The organism is Actinorhabdospora filicis, assembly GCF_030269765.1.
GTDB lineage: Bacteria > Actinomycetota > Actinomycetes > Mycobacteriales > Micromonosporaceae > Actinorhabdospora > Actinorhabdospora filicis.
Genome location: NZ_BSTX01000003.1, coordinates 1 through 22,181, shown reverse-complemented (window position 1 = coordinate 22,181; position 22,181 = coordinate 1). Strand labels below are relative to the sequence as shown.

The window sequence follows — 22,181 nt, the reverse complement described above, 5'->3', positions numbered from 1 at the left end:
CGCCGATGCGCGCCAAGCACGTGCTGACGGCGCTGCTCGCCGTGGCCGCCGTGGCCGGCGGCGGCTATGTCGTCGCCCGGATCATGGACGCCGAGATCCCCAACCCGTTCCAGGCGGCGTCCTGCACGATGACCGGCGCCGACCAGAGCACACTGCGCGTCGACCTGACGCAGGCGTCCAACGCGGCCACCATCACCGCCGTGGCCACCGCGATGGACATGCCCGACCGGGCCGTCGTCGTCGCGCTGGCGACGGCGTTCCAGGAGTCGCGGCTGGAGAACATCGAGCACGGCGACCGCGACTCACTCGGGCTGTTCCAGCAGCGTCCCAGCCAGGGCTGGGGCACACCGGAGCAGATCCAGGACCCGCGCTACGCCACGAAGAAGTTCTTCCAGGCCCTCAAGAAGGTCGAGGACTGGGAGGACATGCGCGTCACCGACGCCGCCCAGGCCGTCCAGCGCTCGGCCTACCCCGACGCCTACGAGCAGTGGGCCGACGAGGCCCAGACCCTCACCGACGCCCTGCGCGGCCAGGTCGACGCCGCCGTGGCCTGCCGCGTCAAGCAGAACGACCTCACCGGCCCCGCCGCCGTCGCCGCCGTCACCGGCGCGCTGGACCTGGACTGGTCGGAGCTGGACGTGGAGACCGACGGCACCACCATCCGCGTCGACGGCGCGCACGGCTGGCAGACCGCCCACTGGCTGGTCGCCCACGCCGGCGACCTGGGCGTCTCCCGCGTGGTCTACGCCGGACGCGAGTGGACCGCCTCCTCCGGCGAATGGAACGAAGCCGAAGGCGAGGACGCCACCGACAAGGTCGTCATCGCCGCGGTAGGCGAAGCGGCCTGACCCGCGCTCGTGACGACGGCCCCGGCTCAAGCCGGGGCCGTCGCGCGTCTCAGGAGCGGTCCAGGGCCTGCGCCAGGTCCGCCCACAGGTCCTCGACGTCCTCCAGGCCCACCGAGATCCGCAGCAGGTCCTCACCGATGCCGCCCGCGTGCCGGTCGGCCTCCCCCACCACCCGGTGCGTCAGCGACGACGGGTGCTGAATGAGGGTGTCGACACTGCCCAGGCTCACCGCGGGCGTGATCAGCTCCACCGCCGCCACCACCTTCGCCGCGTTCGGCGTGGCGAAGGCCACCAGCGCGCCCCCACCGCTCATCTGCCCCGGACGGCCCTCGGCCAGCCCCGGATAGTGGACCTCGCCGACCGCCGGGTGCTCCCGCAGCCGCAGCGCCAGCTCGTGCGCGCTCGCCTGCGCCGCCTTCACCCGCACCGGCAGCGTCGACAGCCCCCGCACCAGCAGGTACGCCGCCAGGGGATGCATGATCCCGCCGGTGGCGACCCGGATCTGCCGGACCCGCCGCGCGAAGGCCTCGTCACAGGCCACGATCCCGCCGAGCACGTCGCCGTGCCCGCCCAGGAACTTCGTCGCCGAGTGCAGCACGATCGAGGCCCCGTGCTCGATGGGCCGCTGCAGCACCGGCGTGGCGAAGGTGTTGTCCGCCAGCAGCGGGACCGCACCCGCCGCCCGCGACAGCTCCGCCAGGTCCAGCTCGGTCAGCGTCGGGTTCGCCGGGGTCTCCACGACCACCAGCCCGGTGTCGGGACGGATCGCACCGGCCACACCATCGGCGTCCACCCACGTCACCGACGTGCCCAGCAGCCCGCTGCCGAGCAGGTGGTCCGAACCCCCGTACAGCGGCCGGACGGCGACCACGTGCGGCTTGCCCGCCGCCGCGACCGCCAGCAGGCACGCGCTCATCGCCGCCATGCCCGAGGCGAAGGCCACACCCGCCTCCGCGCCCTCCAGCTCGGCCAGCGCGGCCTCGAAACGCGCCACCGTCGGGTTGTGCAGGCGCTGGTAGATCGGCGAGCCCTCGGGCTGGCGCCCGGCGGCGAACTCCTCGATGCGCGCCGCCTCCAGCGCGCAGTCGACGGCCGGATAGGTGGTGGACAGGTCGATGGGCACCGCGTGCACACCGAGCTCGGCGAGATCGTCCCGCCCGGCGTGCACGGCACGGGTGGCGAAACCATGGGTCTGCGTCATGGCGGCAGTCTGGCCACTCCACCGGCCACACCGGGCCCACGCCGGATATCGTTCGGCCCATGCCCGAAAACGTGCCCCTGGACACGGTCGACCTGCGTATTCTCCGCGTTCTGCAGAACGACGCGCGGATCACCAACCGCGACCTGGCCGCCGCGGTCCACCTGGCGCCCTCGACGTGCCTGGACCGCGTCCGCCGCCTGCGCGACGCCGGGGTCATCACCGGCTACACCGTCCGCCTCGACGCCGGCGCCCTCGGCCGCCCCCTCCAGGCCTTCATCGCCGTGCGCGTCCAGCCCCACCGGCGGCCCCTCGTCGCCGAGTTCGTCGCCCACGCCCGCGCGCTGCCCGAGGTCCGCGCCGTCTTCCACCTCGCCGGACCCGACGACTTCCTCGTGCACGTGGCCGTACCCGGCGTCGGCGACCTCCAGCGCCTCGTCCTCGACGAGTTCACCGCGCGGCCGGAGGTCTCCCACGTCCACACCAACCTGATCTTCGAGCAGTGGGACGGCCCGCCCCTCCTGCCACCGGTCAGCCCACGCGCTTCTCCGCCTTCTCCCGCACGTTCGCCGCGACCGCGCTAGCCGTCAGCACCTTCGGCAGCAGCTCCGGCTCGGTGGTCAGCGCCCGGAACAGCTCACCCACGGTCAGATCGTGCTCCACGGGACGGTGCACCACCTCGATGGCGTCACCGGCGCCCACCGCGCCCTCCTCGATCACCCGCAGGTACGCGCCCGGCACCGCGCGGTTGGTGAAGCGCTTGATGAGGTCCTTGACGTCCCAGAACCCCGCGAAGGTCCGGCACGGAATCCGCACACTGGCCACCTCGACCACCGCGTCCCCGATCGCCCACCGCTCGCCGATGAGCGCGCCGGTGATGTCGAGCCCGCTGGTGGAGAGGTTCTCGCCGAAACCGCCGGGGGCGATCTCGCGGTCCAGCTCCTTCGCCCACCACGCGGCGTCCTCGCGCGCGTAGGCGTAGACGGCCTGGTCCTCGCCGCCGTGGTTCTTCATGTCGATGATCACGTCGCCGTCGACGCCCAGGCGCCGCAGCATCACCCGTCCCCCGGCGGGACGCTTGTCGATCCCGGTCCGCTTCAGGCTCCCCGCCCACTCGCCGGTCCGCTCCACACCCAGGTTCACCGTCTCAAGCCTCATGCGCACACGCTAACCGGCCGCCGATTAATGTCACGCCATGCCTGTGATCAGACGCCTGGGCGCGACCGAGATCATCGCCCTCGAAGACGGGGCCGGTCCCTTCTTCGCGCCCCGCGCCACCGCCTTCCCCTCGGCGACCCCCGAACAGTGGGCCGCCGCCGACGCCTTCGATCCCGCGGCCGTGACGGAGGACGGCCGCTGGTGGCTGAACTTCCGCGCCTTCGCGGTGCGCCTGCCCGACGGCCGCGTCATCCTCATCGACGCCGGCATCGGCCCGGCCGGCTCACCCGCCGCCACCTGGGCGCCCGTCCCCGGCGTGCTGCCGGGCGAGCTGGAGAAGGCCGGGATCGCCCCGGCCGACATCGACACCGTCGTCCTGACCCACCTGCACACCGACCACGTCGGGTGGGCCGTGGTGGAGGGCAAGCCATTCTTCCCCTCGGCCCGCTACGTCATCGGCAAGGGCGACGTGGACGCCGTGGCCTCCCTCAACCCGCGCCTGGACGACCTCCTGCTGCGGCCGCTGCGCGAGAACGGGCAGCTGTGGGCCATCGACGGTGACAAGCGCCTCGCCGGGCCCGTCCGGGTCGTGGCCACCCCCGGGCACACTCCCGGGCACCAGTCGGTCCTCGTCCGCGACGGCGAGGACCTGGTCGCGGTCACCGGCGACCTGCTGGTCCACGCGATCCAGCTGCTGTACCCGGGCATGGGCTACTCCCACGAGATCAACGAGGACGTGGCCCGCGACTCCCGCGTCCGCCTGCTGAACGAGCTGCGCGACATGGACGCGACCCTGGCGACCCCGCACCTGGGCGAGCCGTTCGTGGCCGTCTCGGCGCTGGGCGCGGCGTAGGCGCGATCACACCCGGGCCGGCCCAGGCACGAGGACACGAAAAAGGCCCCGCCGATGGCGGGGCCTTTTTCAAAGCTCAGTAGAGCCGTATCCCGAGAACTACTCGGCGCCGAGCCCGTTGGCGACCTTGTCGATCGACGACTTGCGGTTGGCGGCCTGGTTCTTGTGGATGATGCCCTTGCTGGCGGCCTTGTCCAGCGCGCGGCTGGCGGCCTTGGCGTGCGCCTGGGCGGTGGTGTGGTCACCGGCGTCGACAGCCTCGCGGAACTTCCGGATGGCGGTCTTCAGCGACGACTTCACGGCCTTGTTGCGCAGCCGGGCCTTCTCGTTCTGCCGGTTGCGCTTGATCTGGGACTTGATGTTCGCCACGTTGGAAGCCTCGGTCTCGATTCGTTCCGCATTCAACAAATGTCAAAGTGCCTGCGGAACTTTCCGTCGACACTGTCCTTGGGCGCATGGAGAGGACACAGCCGTCTCACGCACAAGCGGCAAGCTTACCAGCCGTGCCGAGAGGCCAGCCAGGCCAGGGCCGCCTCACCGCTCCAGCGCCGATGGGGCTGAAGGTGGGGAGAGGACCCCGGGAAGGGGTCTCGCCGCGCCCGGTCCAGATAGTAACCGGCCGCCGCGGCCAGCACCGCGTCGAGCTGGTCCCCGGTGACGCCCGCCGCCGTGGGGTGGGCGAAGAACAGCGAGTCGGCGTCGTGCCCGTCACCCCGCGCGGTCACCAGGAAGAACACGGTGTCGAACCAGGGAGCGGCGATCGTGGGCCAGTTCCAGTCGCAGATGAGGGACCCGGAACCGGTGACGATCATGTTGTCGGGGCGCAGGTCGCCGTGGGTGACGGCATCGGCGCGGACGGCGTCGAAGACACCCGCCTCCATCGCCGCCAGGTCGGCCAGGCGCTCCACGGGCACGCCCGGCGCGGGCGTGGACAGTCCCGAGGCCATCTCCGCGAAACCGTGGAACTGGTCACCGGCGTCCTCTTCGAGGGTGCGGATGCCGACCGAGCGGAACGCGTCGGAGACGGGCGCGAGCAGCTCCGCCGCGCGCGCCCAGGCGTCCAGCATCGACGTCACGTCGGCGGGCGACATGGGCAGGGCGGGCGCGCGCCCGACGACGGTGGCGAACCCGAGCACGATCCAGCCGCCGAGCTCGGTGGCGAACTCCAGGCCCGGCGCGGGCAGCCCGGCGGGCAGGGCCGCGTTGATCTCGCGCTCCCGGCGGTAGGATCCCAGGACCGACGGTTTGTCGGGCCCGGCGGCCTTCACGAACAGAGAGCGCCCGTTGGCCGCGGTGACCACACCGGCGAATCCGCTGGTGAAGCCCGATCCGGCGAGCGCGACGGAGATGATCTCATCGCCGAGGGCGGCGCGGATCGTGTCCCGCACGAACTCCGGGAGGGTCTCGAAGGCGGGACGCTGCGCGGTCCGGTCATAGGGAACCGAGTCGCCGGTGACGGTGCTCATGGGTCACGATGGTGGCACCCGCCGCGCTTTGACCGCCACCGCATTCCCGGTGATCAAGGCCATGGGATCATTGACAGCGCTCCACACCCGGAGCCGTTGACCCTCCAGCACGTGAATGGATGATGCAGTGACGTACGCGCCCGGAAGCACCGACCCGCAGCGGATCCGGAACTTCTGCATCATCGCGCACATCGACCACGGCAAGTCCACCCTCGCCGACCGGATGCTCCAGATCACCGAGGTCGTGGACTCCCGTCTCATGCGCGCCCAGTACCTCGACCGCATGGACATCGAACGCGAGCGCGGCATCACGATCAAGTCGCAGGCCGTGCGCATGCCGTGGACGGCCAGGTCCGGCGAGCGCGCCGGCGACGACTTCGTCCTGAACATGATCGACACGCCCGGCCACGTCGACTTCACCTACGAGGTGTCGCGTTCGCTGGCCGCGTGCGAGGGCGCCGTCCTGCTCGTGGACGCCGCGCAGGGCATCGAGGCGCAGACCCTGGCCAACCTGTACCTGGCCATGGAGAACGACCTCACGATCATCCCGGTGCTGAACAAGATCGACCTGCCCGCGGCCCAGCCGGAGAAGTACGCCGAGGAGCTGGCGCACCTGATCGGCTGCGAGCCCGAGGACTGCCTGCGCGTGTCCGGCAAGACCGGCGTGGGCGTCGGCGAGCTGCTGGACGAGATCGTCCGGCAGATCCCCGCGCCCGTCGGCGACCCCGACGCGCCCGCCCGCGCGATGATCTTCGACTCCGTCTACGACACCTACCGCGGCGTGGTCACCTACGTCCGGGTGGTCGACGGCAAGATGGAGGCCCGCGACCGCATCAAGATGATGTCGACCAACGCCGTCCACGAGCTGCTGGAGATCGGCGTCATCTCGCCCGAGCCGATCAAGTCGGCCGCCCTGGGCGTCGGCGAGGTCGGCTACCTGATCACCGGCGTGAAGGACGTGCGCCAGTCCAAGGTCGGTGACACCGTCACCCTGTCGAACCGCCCGGCCACCGAGTCCCTCGGCGGCTACCAGGACCCCAAGCCGATGGTCTACTCGGGTCTCTACCCGATCGACGGCTCGGAGTACCCGGACCTGCGCGAGGCCCTCGACAAGCTCAAGCTCAATGACGCAGCCCTCACCTACGAGCCGGAGTCCTCGGCTGCCCTCGGCTTCGGTTTCCGCGTCGGCTTCCTCGGCCTGCTGCACCTGGAGATCATCCGCGAGCGCCTGGAGCGCGAGTTCGGCCTCGACCTGATCTCCACCGCCCCCAACGTGGTCTACAACGTGGACCTGGAGGACGGCACCTCGGTGGTGGTGACCAACCCCAGCGAGTTCCCCACCGGCAAGATCGCCGCCATCCACGAGCCGATCGTGCGCGCCACGATCCTCACCCCCAACGACTTCGTCGGCTCGGTCATGGAGCTGTGCCAGTCGCGCCGGGGCTCGCTGATGGGCATGGAGTACCTGTCGCAGGAGCGGGTGGAACTGCGCTACACCCTGCCGCTGGCCGAGATCATCTACGACTTCTTCGACCAGCTGAAGTCCAAGACCCGCGGCTACGCCTCCCTGGACTACGAGGCCACCGGCACCCAGATCTCCGACCTCGTCAAGGTGGACATCCTCCTCCACGGCGAGCCCGTCGACGCGTTCTCGGCGATCGTGCACAAGGACGCCGCCTACGCCTACGGCGTCCGCCTCGCCGAGCGCCTGCGCAAGCTCATCCCCCGCCAGCAGTTCGAGGTGCCCATCCAGGCCGCCATCGGCTCCCGCGTCATCGCCCGCGAAACCATCCGCGCCATCCGCAAGGACGTCCTCGCCAAGTGCTACGGCGGCGACATCACGCGTAAGCGCAAGCTGCTGGAGAAGCAGAAGGAAGGCAAGAAGCGGATGAAGATGGTCGGCCGCGTGGAGGTGCCGCAGGAGGCCTTCGTGGCGGCGCTGTCGACGGACGAGTCGGTGGAGCAGAAGAAGAAGTAGGCGGGTTGTGCCAGACGCGGCCGTGAGGGGAACCTCGCGGCCGCGTTTTCGCTGCCCCGCTCAGGCGGGGACACATCGCCCTCCAGAACCGCGTCAACCACACGGTCGGCTCACCCCCACACCCGCGGGGACCATCGCCCGGCCCGACCGGGCATGTGGCGCGGCTCATCCCACGCCGCAGGGCGGCAGGCCGTGCCGCCTCTTCTCCACTCACCCACCACTCAATCACCACTCACTTCCATCGCTTCGGTCCCACCCGGCCTCTACTGTCACGTCCATGGAGACAGTCATCAGCGCCAACGGCGTGGACATCTGCGTCGAGACCTTCGGCTCCCCCGCCGACCCCGCGATCCTGCTCGTCGGCGGCGCCGCCTCCTCCATGGACTGGTGGGAGGCCGACTTCTGCCAGCTCCTCGCCCAGGGCGACGGCGGCCGCTTCGTCATCCGTTACGACCTGCGCGACACCGGCCGCTCGGTGTCCCACCCGGCCGGCGAGCCCGGCTACACCGGCGAGGACCTCGTCGGCGACATCACCGGCGTCCTGGACGCCCTCGGCATCGCCCGCGTCCACCTCGTCGGCCTCTCGATGGGCGGCGGCATGGCCCAGCGCGTCGCCGTCGACCACCCCGGGCGGCTGCTGAGCCTGACGCTCATGTCCACCAGCCCCGGCGGTCCCGGCGGGCCCGAGCAGCCCGACCTCCCCGCGCCCACCGAGCGCATCCAGAAGAGCTTCTCCGAGCCCGCCCCCGAGCCCGACTGGTCCGACCGCGAGGCCGTCGTGGAGTACGTCCTGGCGAGCCTGCACGACTTCGCCGGCGGTCTCGGCGTCGACGAGGCGCGCTCCCGGGCGACCATCGGCCGCATGTACGACCGGACCACCGACTTCGCCGCCTCCCAGACCAACCACTGGATCCTCGAAGGCAACGGCGTCGCCCGCGAGCGGCTGAGCGAGATCACCGTCCCGACGCTGGTCGCGCACGGCTCCGACGACCCGCTGTTCCCGCTGGGCCACGGCGAGGCCCTGGCCCGGGAGATCCCCGGCGCGCGGCTGCTGGTCCTGGCCGGCGGCGGTCACGAGTTCCCGCCCGCGCCGGTCTGGGACGTGCTGGTCCCGGCACTGCTGGAGCACACCCGGGCCGGCTGACGCCCGGTCCCGCGCCTCTCCCCGAGGGGACGTCTTCGCTGACCCGCGGACGCTCCCCGCGCGGGCGAGCGGGCCCGTCCGGCACCGCGTGACCCCTCGCGCGGCGCGCTCAGGCCGCCCGCCCGCGCCACCAGCCGAGCGTGCCCGCGATCGCCTCGTCCAGCCCGGTGGCCTTGACCCCGAACTCGGCGGTGAAGGCGGTGGAGTCCATCTCGAAGGGCAGATCCCACTGGTGGCGGGTCTCGGCGAACCCGCGCAGCGCGGGCTGGAACGTCCCCAGCAGGTTGATCATCAGCCACCACGGCAGCCGCCCGACCTTGACCTCGGCGACACCGGCGACCCGCGCGAACTCGCGGGCGAACTCCCGCTGCGACAGCGCCGGGCCACTGGGCACGTGCCACGCGCGCCCCCACGCCCGCTCGTCGGTGCCCAGGACGGCCAGGGCGCGCGCGACGTCCGGCGTGTAGGTCCAGGTGTGCGGGGCGTCGGGGTCGCCGAGGGCCTGCACGCCCTTGCCCGCCATGATGCGCGGCACGACCCGCTCGCCGAAGACGGCGTTGGCGGTGGCGTGCGGCCCGAAGAAGTCCGAGGCCCGCGCCTCGGTCACCCGCACCCGCCCGGCCTCGTGGCGCCGCAGCGCCTCCTGCCACATGCCCGCGCGGATCCGGCCCTTGTGCCCGACGGCCTCCAGCGGCGTCTCCTCGGTCATGTACCGGTGCGCCGGGCCGTACCCGTACAGGCAGCTCATCGTCACCAGCACCGCCCCGGCCGACTCGGCGGCGTCCAGCAGCGCCGAGGCCATGCGCGGCCACTCCTGGTTCCACAGGTGGTACCCGGCCGGATTGGCGCAGTTGTAGATGACGTCGGCGTCGGCGGTCGCGGCCCGCAGCGCGACGGCGTCCCCCGCGTCCACCGCCCGGTGCTCGACGGTGCCGGTGCTGGTCCCACCGGACCGGCTGAGCACCCGCACCCGGTGCCCGAGCGCGACGAGCTCGTCCGCCGTCTGGCCGCCGATGGGGCCCTTGCCGAGGATCACGTGAACGGCCATGACTTGACTCCCGTCAATTAGAGAGCAGTGCTCTCGTTTACGAGCACCAGCCTGCCACGCGCCTCGACACACCGTCAAGAGCAGCGCTCTCTTTTTTGGGCACCGCTCCGAAACCTTGCTATGGTCGATCCCATGTCAGCCGAGACCCACTCCGCCCCGCGCACCGCCCGCGAGCTCGCCCGCGCCGAACTCACCAGGGCCATCAAGCAGTCGGCGAGCGAGCAGCTCGCCGAGGTCGGTCCCAGCGCCCTGTCCCTGCGCGCGGTCGCCCGCGCTCTCGGCATGGCCTCCTCGGCGGTCTACCGCTACTTCGCCAGCCGCGACGAGCTCCTCACCGCGCTGATCATCGACGCCTACAACTCCGTCGGCGAGGCCGCCGAGCAAGCCGACGCCCAAGCCAAGGCCGAGGGCCACCCGCCCACCGGCCGCTGGCTCGCCGTCAACCGCGCCGTCCGCGCCTGGGCCCTGGCCAACAAGCACCAGTTCGAGCTCGTCTACGGCACCCCCGTCCCCGGCTACGCCGCCCCCCAGGACACCACCGTCGCCGCCGCCCGCATGCCCCTCACCCTCGTCGGCATCTACAACGAGGCCCACCCCGAGTTCCCCGCCGACCGCCCCCAACCCGAACCCGGCCTGATCACCGAGACCATCGCCGAGCTGATCACCGTCCCCGAAGGCCGAGGCCGCCTGATCCTGGCCTGGAGCGGCCTGATCGGCGTGCTCTCCTTCGAACTCTTCGGCCAGTTCAACGGCGTGGTGACCGACTACGCGAAGTACTTCGACTACACCGCCCGCGCGACGGCGGCGGAGCTGGGACTGGGCTGAGCGGGGTCCGGGGCTGAGCGGGGCCTGGGCGGGCATGGTGGCATGGTCGGTGGGCGGAGCGGAGGCCGCCCGCGCCGGTGGCGCGCCGGGATCTATCGGCTCGGCCCGCGCGTCAAGACCGCCCGCGCCCACGTGCGGGCCGGTCGGCTGAAGGCCGCGCGGCGGGATGGACGTCTCACCGGACAGGGCTGCGGATGCGATGGATCCACGCGAGGCCGGGTCCATGGGCGCGCGGATCCCGGCCGGATCGGCTCGCCACGGCAACCGGCCCACTCACCTGCCCCGAGGCGGTCCCGCCGGGGCGTGCGGCACCGGACCACCGCCCCGGCGGGTTCGGAGAGGCCGGGCCGCGGGTGCTGTGGCACCACACACCACGTCATTCACCGCACCACTCGGCGAGGTGGGTGATGAGTGGGCGGGGCGGCGGAGTGTCTTCGTGTCGCTTCCCGCACCACCGAGCTCATCAAGGACGCACCGTCGGCCATCCACACCCCGCGCACCGGCGAGCACGCCTCCGGCGGAGCCGACGTGCGGCGTCTGGAGGCTCGGCCGCCTCATCCCCGGGAGCACGCATCGGCCGGTTCCATCGAGCGGCCTGCGAAACATCCGGCGATGCGCATCGAACGGCCCACCCTTCCGCACCTCGCGGAAGGCTCTGGCCGCAGCCGAGTGGTGTGTATCGAGCAGCCTGCCGGTTCACCGGTGTCCTCGGCCTCGCACGCGTCCTCGGCCTGCGTCCGGGTGCGGGTGTCGCGGTCTGCCGATGAGCGTGTCCCGTGCGGCGACCGGGGCATGGCCGGGTGAGCCTCCACAGACCGGTCGGCTCCGCGCCATCACGACCGCCCGGCGCGGCTCACGCTCGTCGGCCTCACCTGCCCGCGCCGCGAATCCCCACCCGTGCGGCACCACCGTCGTCCGGCCGCAGATCACCCGGGCTCGCCCGGGGCCGCGCACCACAGCGGGCTCGACCCCGTCTCGTCCCCGGGGCTGGGGCTATGACCTGCTGCGCTTGCCCGCCCCGGCGACCACGTCGTTCAGTTTCACCATCAACGCGACCGTCACCGGCAGGATCAGCACCACCCACCACGACACCGTCTCGGTGAGCGCCAGCAGGATCGCCACCGCGAGGCTGCCCTCGAAGAACGCGAAGCAGGCCACCGGGCTGGGGTTGATGTGCCGCAGCCGGAGGATCTTCGCGTACAGCGGGCGGCGCGCCGGACGGTCACTCACCGCCCACCGCCGCCGGGCAGGCGCTCCCCCTTGCGCGCGGCGGCGATGGCGAACACGGCGCGTTCGAGCGCGTATCCCCGGTCATCGGAGCCCCCCTTCACCGCGGCGTTCACCTCGGCGGCGGCGTCCATGGCGAGCGCCAGCCCCTCCGGTGTCCAGCCGCGTGTCTGCCCCATCACACGCTCCACACGCCAGGCGGGCATCCCCAACGCCGAGGCGAGTTGATAGGAGTTCCCCCGGCCCGCGCCGGCGACCCGCGCGACGTTGCGGACGCCCTGGGCGAGCGCATCGGCGATCGGAACGGCGTCCATGCCCACCGACAGCGCCCACCGCAGCGACTCCAGCGCGCCCGGGACGTCGCCCACCACGACCGCGTCGGCGACGGCGAAGCCGGTGACCTCGGCGCGTCCCCGGTAGTAGCGGTTGACGATGTCGACGGTGATGCTGCCGCCGGTGTCGGCGACGAGCTGGTGGCAGGCGGCGGCGATCTCGCGCAGGTCGGACCCGAGCGCGGTCAGCAGCGCCTCGGCCGCGTCGGCGCCGCACTTGGCGCCGAGCCGCCGGAACTCCTCGCGCACGAACGCCACCCGGTCCTGCGGGCGCTTCAGCTTCGCGGCGGCGACCTCGTCGGCGCCCGCCTTCTTCAAGGCGTCGACCAGGGCCTTGCCCTTCACACCGCCCGGATGCGCGACCACGAGGAAGACGTCGCTCACCGGCGTCGCGGCGTACTTGGTGATCGCGGCGGCCAGTTCCTTCTTCGCGTTGTGCGCGTTACGAAGGACGACGACCGTGCCCCCACCGAACAACGCCGGGCTCACCGCCGAGACGAACTCCCCGACCGAGACGCTGCCCGCGTCCCACTCCTTGACCTCGATGTCGGGATCGACGGCCCGAACCGCCGCGGCCACCTCGGCCACGGCCCGGGTGATGAGGAGATCCTCCTCGCCGACGACAAGACGGAGAGCGGGAATGGCGGTCACCCCGCCATCCTGCCATGCGGACCGACGGGGGTGGAGGCTGTGCGGGATGCCCGGCCCACCGGCTGACACCGGCCAGCGCGGCCACCACGCCGGTCGGCGAGCGCGCAGGGGCGGGGATGAAGGAGGGCGATGGGCCCACGTCGTGGCCGGGTACGCCGCTGGCGAAAACGCGCGAAGCGGCGGAGAATCGGCAGGTCGCGAAGTGTGCTCCCCACGCGTGTGGGGGTGAGCCGCTGACCGTCCAGGCGCAGGCGCTGTCCCAGACGTGCTCCCCACGTGTGTGGGGGTGAGCCGACGCTCGACTACGGAGGCACCGCCGCCGGGATGTGCTCCCCACGCACGTGGGGGTGAGCCGCCCGCAACGATCGTGTCGCCGGGCGCAAGGGCGTGCTCCCCACGTGTGTGGGGATGAGCCGCGCCCGCCCTGTGTCGCAGCGATCTCCGTTGCCTGTTCCCCACCCCCGTGGGGCAACCCCCACCCCACTACCCCCTCCGCAACCGCCTCCTCCGCCCCTTCCCGCCCGTCACCACCCCCAGCCCGCGCTCTCCCACCAGCACCGCCACGTCCCCGTCGCGGTCCGTGCGCCACACCCTCGCTCCCATCCCCTCCAGCTCGCGCACGATCCGGCCGCTCGGGTGGCCGTACGCGTTGCCCTCGCCGACCGAGATCAGCGCGATCCGGGGTGACACCGCCGCCAGGAACCCGTCGTCCTGGTAGGGCGAGCCGTGGTGGGCGACCTTGAGCACGTCGGCCGTCAGGGCCGCGCCGTCGGCGAGTTGTTCGCGCTGGCTCTCCTCCTCCACGTCCCCGGCGAGCAGGACGCGGACCGTCCCAACGGTCGCGCGCAGGACGATCGAGTTGTTGTTGGGGTCCGAGCGGGTCCCGTCGTGTTCGGAGCGCGGCCCCAGGACCTCCAGCGCGACCGGTCCGACGCTCATGCGCTGCCCGGCGGCGGCGACCACGGCAGGGACACCGTCGAGCGCGGCGAGGACGGCCGCGCGCCCCTCGGCCGGTTCGCCGTAGCCCGGCAGGAGCACGCGCCCGACGCGCCGCCCGGCGACCACTCCGGCGAGCCCGCCGATGTGGTCGAGGTGGAAGTGGCTCACCACCAGCAGCGGCACCTCACCCACGCCGAGGCGGCGCAGGCAGCCGTCGACGGCGACCGGCTCGGGCCCGGCGTCCACGACGATCGCCGATCCGCCGCCGACGGGCAGGACGAGGGCGTCGCCCTGCCCCACGTCGCAGGCCACCAGGACCGCGCCGCGCGGCGGCCAGCCCGGCCACAGCAGCCGCACGGGAACGGCTCCGGCGCACGCCACCACCAGCAGCGCCAGCACGCCCACGGCCCACCGGCGGGTGCGGCGCCAGCGCAGGGCGAGGCCGCCGCCGATGAGCAGGACCGCCAGGCCCAGCCCGCCCCATGCTCCGGCGGGCCACGGCACGACCGCGAGGGGCAGCCGCGCGCCCTGCCGCGCGAGCCACACCAGCCACCAGGCGGGCACCGACGCCAGCCAGGCCACCGCGTAGGCGCCACCGGCCCACCAGGGCGCGAGCAGCGTCACCAGGACGCCCAGCACGGTCGCGGGCGCCACCGCCGGCACGGCGAGCGCGTTGACGGGCACGGCCACGATCCCGATGACGCCGGACAGCCCGGCGACCACCGGCGCGACCGCCAGTTGCGCGGCGGCGGGCACGATCAGGGCCTCGGCGAGCCAGGACGGCCACCCGCGCGAGCGCAGCCACCGCCGCCAGGGTGGGGCGAGCAGCAGGATCCCACCGGTGGCCAGCACCGAGAGCGCGAATCCGGCCTCCCCGGCCAGCCCGGGGTCGAGGAGGACGAGCAGGCCCACCGCCCCCGACAGCATCGCGACGCCCACGCCGCGCCGGGACAGCACCAGCGCCAGCAGTCCCAGCCCGCCCATCACCGCCGCTCTCAGCACGCTCGGCGAGGGCCGGACGACGACCACGAACGCCACGAGCGCCAGCGCGGCCAGCGGGACCGCCCACTTGCGCGGCGCCCCGAAGGCCCGCGCGCAGGCCAGAATCGCCCCCACCACGAGCGCGACGTTGGAGCCCGAGACGGCGGTGAGGTGGACGAGCCCGGTGGTGCGGAAGTCGGCGGCGAGCCCGGGATCGAGGCCGCCGACATCGCCGACGACGAGACCGGGCAGCAGCCCGCCGACCGGCTCCGGCAGCCGCGCGCAGACCCGGCGGAGCCCGTCGCGCAGGCCACCGGCGGCCGTCTGCCACCACGGTGGCGGCGACACCTCTCGCGGGCCGTCGCGCGCGAACCACACCGCCGCCTCCAGCCCGTCCACGCGCGACTCGCCCACCCGGCCGGGCGAGACCACCCGCTGCCCCGGCAGGAGGCTCCGCCACACCGGGTCGGCGGCGAAGACGACCGCGCGGACGCCGAGGTCCAGCACCGGCCCGCCGTTCGGCCGCAGCGACTCCAGCCGCACCGGCACCGCCCAGCTCTCCCCGGCGTAGGCCACACCGCCGCGCACCCGGCGCGGGTCGTCGGCGACCACCAGGACCGCCTCCCCGTCGGCCTTCTGCGCGATCAGCCGGGTCAGCGCGGGGTCATCGCGGACGGCGACCTTCCACGCCGTCACCCCCGCCCCGCACCCCGCGCCCAGCATCGCCACCACCAGCAGCCCCAGGACCTCACCCCGCCCCCGCCGGGCCACGAACTCCACACACCCCGCCCCGGCGAGCAGGCCCACCGCCAGCGCCAGCCCGGCCACCGCGGGCAGCCGCAGCGCCCACAGGGCCGCCAGCCACACCCCGGCCGCCACCGCCGCCGGGCGCAGATCCGTCCCCCTCATACCGTCACCAGCTCACGCAGGTCCGCAAAACGCGAGGCCCCGATCCCGTCGACCTGCCGCAGCTCCTCGACCGAACCGAACCCGCCGTGCGCGTCCCGGTAGTCCACGATCCGCCGCGCCAGCACCGGACCGACCCCGGGCAGCGCGTCCAGCTGCTCCGCGGTGGCCGCGTTCAGGTTCAGCGGACCGGCCGCGCCACCCTCCTGCGCCACCGGCGGGCCACCCACCACGATCAGCTCGCCGTCGGCGACCTTCCGCGCCAGGTTCAGCAACCCCAGGTCCGCCTCATCGGCCACCCCACCGGCCGCCGCCACCGCGTCGGCGACCCGCGAGCCCGGCGGCAACCGCACCAGCCCCGGCCGCCGGACCTTCCCCGCCACCGACACCACCAGCGGCACCGCCGACGGCACCGACTCGGCCACCTCCACCACCGGCGCCACCGGCTCCGCCCGCGGCCACGACCACCAGGCCAGCCCGCCACCGGCGAGCAACGCCACCCCACCCAGCACGGCCAGCACCAGCCGGGTGCGCGGCGGGACGTCCCACCGCGCCCGGCGGCGCGCATCGCATTCGAGGACCGACACCTCCGCCGCATCCGGCGAAGGCGGTACCTCCAGAAGTCTCTCGGTCACCCGTCCAGGAAAACCAGCCCGGACGAACCCGTCAAACAGGGCAACCCACACCCTGTGGATAACTCACCAGTTGTGGACAGTTCGTAACAAGACGGAAATCAATCCAGGCGCCTATATACAACCGCCCCGACCAGCCCCGGCCCCACGTGCGCGCCCACCGCCGCCCCGATCTCGGACGTGTACAGCTCGCGCAACCGCCTCCCGAACCGCTCCCGCAGCCGCTCCCCCAGCTCCGCCGCGTGCTCCGGCGCCGCCAGGTGATGCACCGCCACGTCCACCTCATCCTCGTGCCCGGCGGCCTCGGCCAGCTCCGCCAGCCGCACCAGCGCCCGCGACGACGTGCGCACCTTCTCCCGCAGCACCAGCCCGCCCTCGTCCACGTGCAGGATCGGCTTCACCGCCAAAGCGGTCCCCACCAGCGCGCTCGCCGCGCCGATGCGCCCACCCCGCCGCAAAAACTCCAGAGTGTCGACGTAGAAGTACGTGGTCGTGCGCACGACCGCCCGCGACGCCTCCCGCTCCACGTGATCGAGCCCGCGCCCCCGCGCGGCGTCCCGCGCCGCCCGCAGCACCGGGAACCCCAGGCCCATCCCGGCCGACAGGGAGTCCACCACGCGGACCTTCCCCCCGAACTCGCCCGCCGCGAGCGTCGCCGCCTCATACGTCCCCGACAGCTTCGAGGAGATGTGCACCGACACCACACCCGACGCCCCGCCGTCCAGGAGCCGCCGGTAGCACTCGACGAGCTCGGCCGGCGACAGCCGCGAGGTGGTCACCTGCACACGCCGCCTGGTCAGCGCGTTCGCCACATCGGCGGGGGTCACGTCGACGCCCTCGCGCCCCTCGGTGCCCGACAGGATCACCGGCAGCGGGAGCACCGTGACGCCGTACCGTGAAACCGGTTCGGGTGGCAGATAAGCCGTCGAGTCCGTGACCACCGCTACAGGCATAGACGAAAGGTAGCGGATTCAGAGCGCGCGAGCCGACTCCACCTGGAACGGAGTGCCCTGCTGGCAGAACGAGATCACGTCCGGCGCCTCATAACCGGTGACCTCCACGCGCGCGCCCGCCTTCAGCACCGCTGGGTCGCCACCGAAGAGCCCGTACACGTTGTCCCCGCTCACCAGCACCAGGCAACCGGTCTCCACGCCCGCCTCGATGGTGCCCTGAAGCGTCACCGACACGCCCTTGACGGGGTCGGTCTTGTCACCGGGCACCGGCAGCGTCACCGAGTTCTCCGGCGCCGGCGCCTGCTCGGTCTTCCCGGGCGTGACGGACGAACCGGGCTCGGCACCCGCGCCGTCCCCCGACGCGCCACAGGCGGCGAGCCCGGCCACCAGCAGGACACCGGTGGCCAGGACCGTCGCCAGACGTACGTGCGGCATCGTCTTCCTCATGCAAGATCAGACGCGCCCGGCCTCGGGCGCGTTCCCGGCTACGCGCCGACGTTGTACCCGTTCAGGCGCCAGCCGCGACGGTCGGACATGTCGGCCCACCGGCAGTTGTCGAGCCCGCCGACGGTGTTGGTCATCTCGGCCGTCCACGACAGCACCGACGCGACCGCCTGCCGCGCCGTCCCACCGTGCGTGAACACCATCACCGTGCCGCCCTCGGCCTTGGCGATCGCGTCGGCGACCGCGGCCCCGGTGCGCGCGCGAAGCTCGTCCCACGTCTCGATGCCGTCGAGGACGACGGGACGCCCGGCCTTCCAGCCGTCGTGCTCCTCCGGCCAGCGCACCGCGATCTCCGGCATCGTCAGGCCCTCCCAGGGGCCGTAGCCGCGCTCGCGCAGCCGCGCGTCGGTGCTGATCTCCAGACCGGTGGCCTGCGCCACGGGCAGCGCGGTGTTGTACGCGCGCGAGAGGTCACTGGAGACGAGGACGTCGGGCTTGAAGCCCGCCAGGACCTTCGCCGCGTCCTCGGCCTGCGTCACGCCCGTGGCGTCCAGGTCGATGTCGGTCCAGCCCTGGAACCGGCGCAGGCCGTTCCACTCGGTCCGCCCGTGACGGACGACGACGAGACGGGTCATGCCTCCGCCGCGTCCAGCGAGTCGACGGGAGTGTTCTCGAAGGGCACCGTCGGGCAGTCCTTCCACAGCCGGTCGAGGGCGTAGAACTCGCGCTCCTCGCTGTGCTGGACGTGCACCACGACATCGGCGTAGTCGAGCAGCACCCACCGGCCGGCCCGCTGCCCCTCACGGCGCAGCGGCTTGGTGTCGTACTGCTCGCGGAGCCGCTCCTCGACGGCGTCGACGATGGCCTGCACCTGGCGCTCATTGGGCGCCGAGGCGAGCATGAACACGTCGGTGATGACGAGCTGGTCGCTGACGTCGATGAGGACGATGTCCTGGGCCTTCTTGTCCGCCGCTGCCTCCGCGGCCGCGAGGGCCAGAGTCCGGGCGATTTCCGTGGCGGCCACATGGCTCCTTATGTCGGGGTCTCCTTACCCCCAGTCTGTCACGCCCCGCGCGGCGGCGGCGCACGCATTACCCACGGTAGAGGCCCCTGAGAGCGATGTAACGCGCCACATCGTCGGGCACCAGATACCAGAGCGGACGCCCCTCGGCCGCGCGCTCGCGGCACTCGGTGGAGGAGATGTCCATCATCGGGATCTCCACCAGGTCCACCTTCCCGGCGGGCAGCTCGATCTCCCCCAGGTCGTACCCGGGACGCGACACCCCGACGAACCGGGCGAGTTCCAGCAGCTCCTCGGCGCCCTTCCACGTGTGGATGCCGCCCAGGGCGTCGGCGCCGGTGATGAAGTGCAGCTCGGCCTCGGGCCCGTAGACCCCGCGCAGATCCCGCAGCGTGTCGACGGTGTAGGTCGCCCCCGCCCGGTCGATGTCGACGCGGCTCACGCTGAACACCGGGTGCGCGGCGGTGGCCAGGACCGTCATCAGGTAGCGGTCCTCGGCGTCGGCGATGTCACGGCCGTCCTTCTGCCACGGCTGACCGGCCGGGACGAAGACGACCTCGTCCAGGCCCAGCGCGTAGGCCGCCTCACTGGCGGCGAGCAGATGGCCGTGGTGAATCGGATCGAAGGTCCCACCCATGATCCCGACACGCGGCCCGGAACCCACCATGCCGTCAGGCTAGGCGAGGTGGGTACCGGGCCGGGGCGGAACTACTTAACCGTGTCGGCCACCTCACGTACGCGAACGGCCCGGCGCAGATCATCCAGACGGTCCGCGGCGGTACGGCGGAACTCCTGCGCGAGACCCTCGGCGGACAGCATCGCGTCGGCCAGTTCGGCGGTGCGCGCGTCCACGACCTGCGAGGGGAACATCGCGGCGGTCAGGTGCATCTTCTCCCACGGCATGCGCGCGTCCACCGCCGCCGGGAACTCGGCGAAGAACCGGTCCACGTACGGCGCCAGCAGCTCGGCCTGCTCATTGCGCCAGAAGCCCTCGGCGACGGCCCGCAGCACGTGGTTGGACAGCTCCCGGTCGTGCAGGACGATGTTCCACGCCTCCTCCTTCGCCGCGGCGTCGGGACGCGCGGCCCGGCACGTCGCGGCGTGCTTCAGGCCCTCGGAGCTCGGGTCGCGCTCCAGCTCGGCGGCGATGTCGGCCTCACCGGCCGCGCCCAGCGTGCACAGGCGCGCCAGGATCGACCAGCGCAGCTCGGTGTCGACGGTCAGGCCCTCCGGCGCGCCCTCGCCGTTCAGCCAGCCCTTGAGGGTGCCGGCGTCCTCGGCGGAGGCCGCCGAGACCTGCGCCCGGAAACCGGTGAGCTGACGCCCGGAGCCCGGCTCGGCACCGGCCACCAGCGCGCGGCCCAGCTCGGCGTAGCCGCGCAGGCCCTCGGGACGCTCCTCCGGCGTCAGGTACTGGTCGATGACCGTGCCGCGCGCCATCATCATCAGCATGTCGACGACGCTCTGCAGCGGCTCGGCGGGCAGGCACTCGCGCAGCAGCCCCAGGAACTCCCCGGCGGGCAGCTCACCATCGCGGCAGCTGTCCCACGCGATGCTCCACAGCAACGCGCGGCCGACCGGGTCCTGGAGGCGCGGCAGGGCCGTGCGCAGCGCGCCGAGGCTGTCGGCGTCCAGGCGCACCTTCGCGTAGGTGAGGTCGTCGTCGTTGACCAGCAGCAGCGTCGCCTTCGGGCGCCCGGCCAGCTCGGGGACGTCGGTGAGCTCACCGGCGACGCTCACGGTGACCTGCTCGCGGCGCACCACGACGTCGCCGTCCAGGTCGTACAGGCCGATCTTGATGTGATGCGACCGCAGCGTCGGGTGATCGGCCGGAGCGCTCTGCCGCACCCGGACCGAGGTGTAGTTGCCCTCGCCGTCCACCTCGACCTCGGCGCGCAGCGTGTTCGGGCCGGTCGTGCGCAGCCACTTCTGGCCCCACTCGGCCAGGTCGTGCCCGCTGACCTTGGACAGGCAGTCCAGCAGGTCGGCCAGGGACGCGTTGCCCATGCCGTAGCGGGAGAAGTACTCGCGCAGGCCGCCGAAGAAGACCTCGTCGCCCAGCCAGGCCGCCAGCTGCTTCAGGATCGCCCCGCCCTTGGCGTAGGCGATGCCGTCGAAGTTGGCCAGCGCGTCGGAGCTGACCTCCAGCTCCACCGACACCGGGTGCGTCGAGGGACGCTGGTCGGCCGCCAGGCCGCCCATCTTGTTGAACACGACGTTGGACCAGCCGCCCTCGAAGCGCGTGGCCTCGGCCGCGCCCCGGAAGCCCATGTAGTTGGCGAAGGACTCATTGAGCCACAGGTCGTCCCACCACCGCAGCGTCACCAGGTCGCCGAACCACATGTGCGCCATCTCATGCGCGATCGTCGTCGCCCGGCCCTCACGCCGGGTGTCGGTGACCGCCGAGCGGTAGATGAACGCCTCGTCCCGGAACGTCACACAGCCCGGGTTCTCCATCGCGCCCGCGTTGAACTCGGGCACGAAGGCCTGGTCGTAGCTCGTACCGAACGGGAAGCGGACCCCGTACAGCTCGTGGAACTTGTCGAAGCACCCGAAGGACACCTCGAACATCTCATCGGCGTCGGCGTCCATGTAGGCCGCCATGGACCGCCGGCAGTGCAGACCGAAGGTCATGCCGTCGTGCTCGCGGTACACCGAGTGGTACGGACCGGCGACCAGCGTGGTGAAGTACGTCGCCAGCGGCTTGGTCTCGGTGAACTCCCACCGCCCGGGCGACACCCGCGTCCCCGACTCGTTGGCCACGACCGTCCAGTCCTCGGGAGCCGTCACCGACAACCGCACCGGCGCCTTCAGGTCGGGCTGCTCGAAGCAGGCGTACACACGACTCGCCATGTCATGGAAGCCCATCATGTACGTGTAGGCGAGCTTGTCCTCCGGGTCGGTGAACCGATGCAGGCCCTCACCGGAGTGCGAGTAACGCATGTCGGCCTCGACGACCAGCTCGTTGGAGGCGGCCAGCCCCGACAGCGGGAAACGGTTGTCGACGAGATCGCCGACCGGCAGGTCGACGCCGTTCAGCGCGATCCGGTGCAGCGTCTCCGGGACCAGCTCCACGAACGTGGCGGCGCCCTCCTCCGAACTGAAGAAGCGGATCTTCACGACCGAGCCGAACACCTCCTCCCCGCGGGTGAGGTCCAGGTCGATGTCGTAGGACTCGACCGTCAGCAGCTCGGCGCGCGCTCGCGCCTCATCTCGTCGCAGGCTAGGCATGCCGACCATACTGCCGGATCGTGACCCTCAGGTTCCAGCATGATGACGGCACCGATACGGACACGGTTGAACACAGGATGGGACACACTCCGGAAGCCGGTCACCGAGTCATTCGCCAGGTCAACGGGGGAGCGGTGCCCTGCGATGCCGTGTACGCCGGCGACGCCGTCCTCTTCCGCGGCCTTCTGTTTCCGGGTATGGGAAAGCCCCCCAGGCCGAGCCTGGGGGGCTTTGACGTTAGTGTTCGGCGGTGTCCTACTCTCCCACCCCGTTCCCAGGGCAGTACCATCGGCGCTGAAGGGCTTAGCTTCCGGGTTCGGAATGGGACCGGGCGTTTCCCCTTCGC

At 72.4% G+C, this 22,181-nt stretch carries 21 protein-coding genes and 1 rRNA gene; 6 read left to right on the top strand and 16 right to left on the bottom strand.

All coding sequences use genetic code 11. The annotated features are described in order from the left end of the window. Positions 1–5 precede the first annotated feature (5 nt). On the top strand, positions 6–848 hold the full coding sequence (locus QSK10_RS20430) for a VldE C-terminal domain-containing protein (protein ID WP_285664510.1): 843 nt from the start codon (positions 6–8) through the stop codon (positions 846–848). Positions 849–897: 49 nt separating this feature from the next. Here the strand turns inward: QSK10_RS20430 and QSK10_RS20425 are convergent, their stop codons facing one another. Beyond that, positions 898–2,049 (bottom strand): trans-sulfuration enzyme family protein, encoded by a 1,152-nt coding sequence (locus QSK10_RS20425; protein WP_285664509.1) that lies wholly within the window; start codon positions 2,047–2,049, stop codon positions 898–900. 59 nt (positions 2,050–2,108) lie between these two features. Between QSK10_RS20425 and QSK10_RS20420 the strand changes: the two genes are divergently transcribed. Then, positions 2,109–2,630, top strand: coding sequence for an Lrp/AsnC family transcriptional regulator (locus QSK10_RS20420; RefSeq protein WP_285664508.1), 522 nt, complete (start codon positions 2,109–2,111; stop codon positions 2,628–2,630). Here the strand turns inward: QSK10_RS20420 and QSK10_RS20415 are convergent. Next, positions 2,578–3,204 carry an MOSC domain-containing protein gene (locus QSK10_RS20415; protein ID WP_285664507.1) on the bottom strand — a complete coding sequence of 209 codons (627 nt, stop codon included), beginning with the start codon at positions 3,202–3,204 and terminating at the stop codon, positions 2,578–2,580. The two genes, QSK10_RS20420 and QSK10_RS20415, sit on opposite strands and share 53 nt — an antisense overlap. A gap of 37 nt (positions 3,205–3,241) precedes the next feature. Between QSK10_RS20415 and QSK10_RS20410 the strand changes: the two genes are divergently transcribed. Next, positions 3,242–4,057, top strand: a complete 816-nt coding sequence (locus QSK10_RS20410) for an MBL fold metallo-hydrolase (RefSeq protein WP_285664506.1) — start codon at positions 3,242–3,244, stop codon at positions 4,055–4,057. A gap of 99 nt (positions 4,058–4,156) precedes the next feature. Here QSK10_RS20410 and rpsT read toward each other — a convergent pair whose 3' ends face one another. Both rpsT and QSK10_RS20400 read right to left on the bottom strand, forming a co-directional pair. Continuing rightward, a complete protein-coding gene (gene rpsT, locus QSK10_RS20405; protein ID WP_285664505.1) occupies positions 4,157–4,426 on the bottom strand; it encodes a 30S ribosomal protein S20 in 270 nt (89 codons plus the stop codon). A 125-nt stretch (positions 4,427–4,551) separates the two neighbouring features. After that, the gene (locus tag QSK10_RS20400) at positions 4,552–5,523 is read right to left on the bottom strand and encodes a phosphotransferase (protein ID WP_285664504.1); all 972 of its coding nucleotides are present in this window, start codon (positions 5,521–5,523) and stop codon (positions 4,552–4,554) included. A 115-nt stretch (positions 5,524–5,638) separates the two neighbouring features. Between QSK10_RS20400 and lepA the strand changes: the two genes are divergently transcribed. Both lepA and QSK10_RS20390 read left to right on the top strand, forming a co-directional pair. Next, positions 5,639–7,501, top strand: a complete 1,863-nt coding sequence (gene lepA / locus QSK10_RS20395) for a translation elongation factor 4 (RefSeq protein WP_432705350.1) — start codon at positions 5,639–5,641, stop codon at positions 7,499–7,501. Positions 7,502–7,778: 277 nt separating this feature from the next. Further along, positions 7,779–8,645, top strand: coding sequence for an alpha/beta fold hydrolase (locus tag QSK10_RS20390; protein ID WP_285664502.1), 867 nt, complete (start codon positions 7,779–7,781; stop codon positions 8,643–8,645). A gap of 109 nt (positions 8,646–8,754) precedes the next feature. Here the strand turns inward: QSK10_RS20390 and QSK10_RS20385 are convergent, their stop codons facing one another. Further along, complete coding sequence (locus tag QSK10_RS20385) at positions 8,755–9,693, bottom strand: NAD-dependent epimerase/dehydratase family protein (protein WP_285664501.1); 939 nt, start codon at positions 9,691–9,693, stop codon at positions 8,755–8,757. A gap of 132 nt (positions 9,694–9,825) precedes the next feature. On the opposite strand from QSK10_RS20385, the gene QSK10_RS20380 reads away from it, so the two are divergent. Beyond that, a complete protein-coding gene (locus QSK10_RS20380) occupies positions 9,826–10,518 on the top strand; it encodes a TetR/AcrR family transcriptional regulator (RefSeq protein ID WP_285664500.1) in 693 nt (230 codons plus the stop codon). Between the two features lie 993 nt (positions 10,519–11,511). On the opposite strand, the gene QSK10_RS20375 is transcribed toward QSK10_RS20380, so the two are convergent. The 11 genes from QSK10_RS20375 to rrf all read right to left on the bottom strand — a co-directional run. Then, on the bottom strand, positions 11,512–11,748 hold the full coding sequence (locus QSK10_RS20375) for a hypothetical protein (RefSeq protein WP_432705349.1): 237 nt from the start codon (positions 11,746–11,748) through the stop codon (positions 11,512–11,514). Beyond that, entirely contained in the window at positions 11,745–12,728 is a 984-nt protein-coding gene (gene holA / locus QSK10_RS20370; protein ID WP_285664499.1) for a DNA polymerase III subunit delta, read from the bottom strand. Before holA ends, QSK10_RS20375 begins: the two co-directional genes overlap by 4 nt. A gap of 483 nt (positions 12,729–13,211) precedes the next feature. Beyond that, positions 13,212–15,557, bottom strand: a complete 2,346-nt coding sequence (locus tag QSK10_RS20365) for a ComEC/Rec2 family competence protein (protein ID WP_285664498.1) — start codon at positions 15,555–15,557, stop codon at positions 13,212–13,214. Continuing rightward, positions 15,554–16,189, bottom strand: a complete 636-nt coding sequence (locus QSK10_RS20360; RefSeq protein WP_285664497.1) for a ComEA family DNA-binding protein — start codon at positions 16,187–16,189, stop codon at positions 15,554–15,556. The genes QSK10_RS20365 and QSK10_RS20360 overlap by 4 nt, the downstream gene beginning before the upstream one ends. Before the next feature lie 98 nt (positions 16,190–16,287). Beyond that, positions 16,288–17,139: a DegV family protein gene (locus QSK10_RS20355; RefSeq protein WP_285664496.1), complete on the bottom strand. Its 852-nt coding sequence runs from the start codon at positions 17,137–17,139 to the stop codon at positions 16,288–16,290. A gap of 18 nt (positions 17,140–17,157) precedes the next feature. Next, positions 17,158–17,574: a hypothetical protein gene (locus QSK10_RS20350; protein WP_285664495.1), complete on the bottom strand. Its 417-nt coding sequence runs from the start codon at positions 17,572–17,574 to the stop codon at positions 17,158–17,160. A gap of 50 nt (positions 17,575–17,624) precedes the next feature. After that, positions 17,625–18,218, bottom strand: a complete 594-nt coding sequence (locus QSK10_RS20345; protein ID WP_285664494.1) for a histidine phosphatase family protein — start codon at positions 18,216–18,218, stop codon at positions 17,625–17,627. Next, positions 18,215–18,607 (bottom strand): ribosome silencing factor, encoded by a 393-nt coding sequence (rsfS, locus tag QSK10_RS20340; RefSeq protein WP_285664493.1) that lies wholly within the window; start codon positions 18,605–18,607, stop codon positions 18,215–18,217. The genes QSK10_RS20345 and rsfS overlap by 4 nt, the downstream gene beginning before the upstream one ends. 67 nt (positions 18,608–18,674) lie before the next feature. Beyond that, positions 18,675–19,271 (bottom strand): nicotinate-nucleotide adenylyltransferase, encoded by a 597-nt coding sequence (gene nadD / locus QSK10_RS20335; RefSeq protein ID WP_285664492.1) that lies wholly within the window; start codon positions 19,269–19,271, stop codon positions 18,675–18,677. Between the two features lie 41 nt (positions 19,272–19,312). After that, on the bottom strand, positions 19,313–21,835 hold the full coding sequence (gene pepN / locus QSK10_RS20330; protein ID WP_285664491.1) for an aminopeptidase N: 2,523 nt from the start codon (positions 21,833–21,835) through the stop codon (positions 19,313–19,315). Between the two features lie 242 nt (positions 21,836–22,077). Next, positions 22,078–22,181: ribosomal RNA gene (rrf, locus tag QSK10_RS20325) — 5S ribosomal RNA — on the bottom strand; the annotation flags it as partial.

What these genes read in the sequence shown, in the direction of transcription:
- QSK10_RS20430 (WP_285664510.1), top strand. Translation starts at nt 6, where the DNA reads ATGCGCGCCAAGCACGTGCTGACGGCGCTGCTCGCCGTGGCCGCCGTG.
- QSK10_RS20425 (WP_285664509.1), bottom strand. Translation starts at nt 2,049, where the DNA reads ATGACGCAGACCCATGGTTTCGCCACCCGTGCCGTGCACGCCGGGCGG.
- QSK10_RS20420 (WP_285664508.1), top strand. Translation starts at nt 2,109, where the DNA reads ATGCCCGAAAACGTGCCCCTGGACACGGTCGACCTGCGTATTCTCCGC.
- QSK10_RS20415 (WP_285664507.1), bottom strand. Translation starts at nt 3,204, where the DNA reads ATGAGGCTTGAGACGGTGAACCTGGGTGTGGAGCGGACCGGCGAGTGG.
- QSK10_RS20410 (WP_285664506.1), top strand. Translation starts at nt 3,242, where the DNA reads ATGCCTGTGATCAGACGCCTGGGCGCGACCGAGATCATCGCCCTCGAA.
- QSK10_RS20400 (WP_285664504.1), bottom strand. Translation starts at nt 5,523, where the DNA reads ATGAGCACCGTCACCGGCGACTCGGTTCCCTATGACCGGACCGCGCAG.
- lepA (WP_432705350.1), top strand. Translation starts at nt 5,639, where the DNA reads ATGGATGATGCAGTGACGTACGCGCCCGGAAGCACCGACCCGCAGCGG.
- QSK10_RS20390 (WP_285664502.1), top strand. Translation starts at nt 7,779, where the DNA reads ATGGAGACAGTCATCAGCGCCAACGGCGTGGACATCTGCGTCGAGACC.
- QSK10_RS20385 (WP_285664501.1), bottom strand. Translation starts at nt 9,693, where the DNA reads ATGGCCGTTCACGTGATCCTCGGCAAGGGCCCCATCGGCGGCCAGACG.
- QSK10_RS20380 (WP_285664500.1), top strand. Translation starts at nt 9,826, where the DNA reads ATGTCAGCCGAGACCCACTCCGCCCCGCGCACCGCCCGCGAGCTCGCC.
- QSK10_RS20365 (WP_285664498.1), bottom strand. Translation starts at nt 15,557, where the DNA reads ATGAGGGGGACGGATCTGCGCCCGGCGGCGGTGGCGGCCGGGGTGTGG.
- QSK10_RS20355 (WP_285664496.1), bottom strand. Translation starts at nt 17,139, where the DNA reads ATGCCTGTAGCGGTGGTCACGGACTCGACGGCTTATCTGCCACCCGAA.
- QSK10_RS20350 (WP_285664495.1), bottom strand. Translation starts at nt 17,574, where the DNA reads ATGCCGCACGTACGTCTGGCGACGGTCCTGGCCACCGGTGTCCTGCTG.
- QSK10_RS20345 (WP_285664494.1), bottom strand. Translation starts at nt 18,218, where the DNA reads ATGACCCGTCTCGTCGTCGTCCGTCACGGGCGGACCGAGTGGAACGGC.
- nadD (WP_285664492.1), bottom strand. Translation starts at nt 19,271, where the DNA reads ATGGTGGGTTCCGGGCCGCGTGTCGGGATCATGGGTGGGACCTTCGAT.
- pepN (WP_285664491.1), bottom strand. Translation starts at nt 21,835, where the DNA reads ATGCCTAGCCTGCGACGAGATGAGGCGCGAGCGCGCGCCGAGCTGCTG.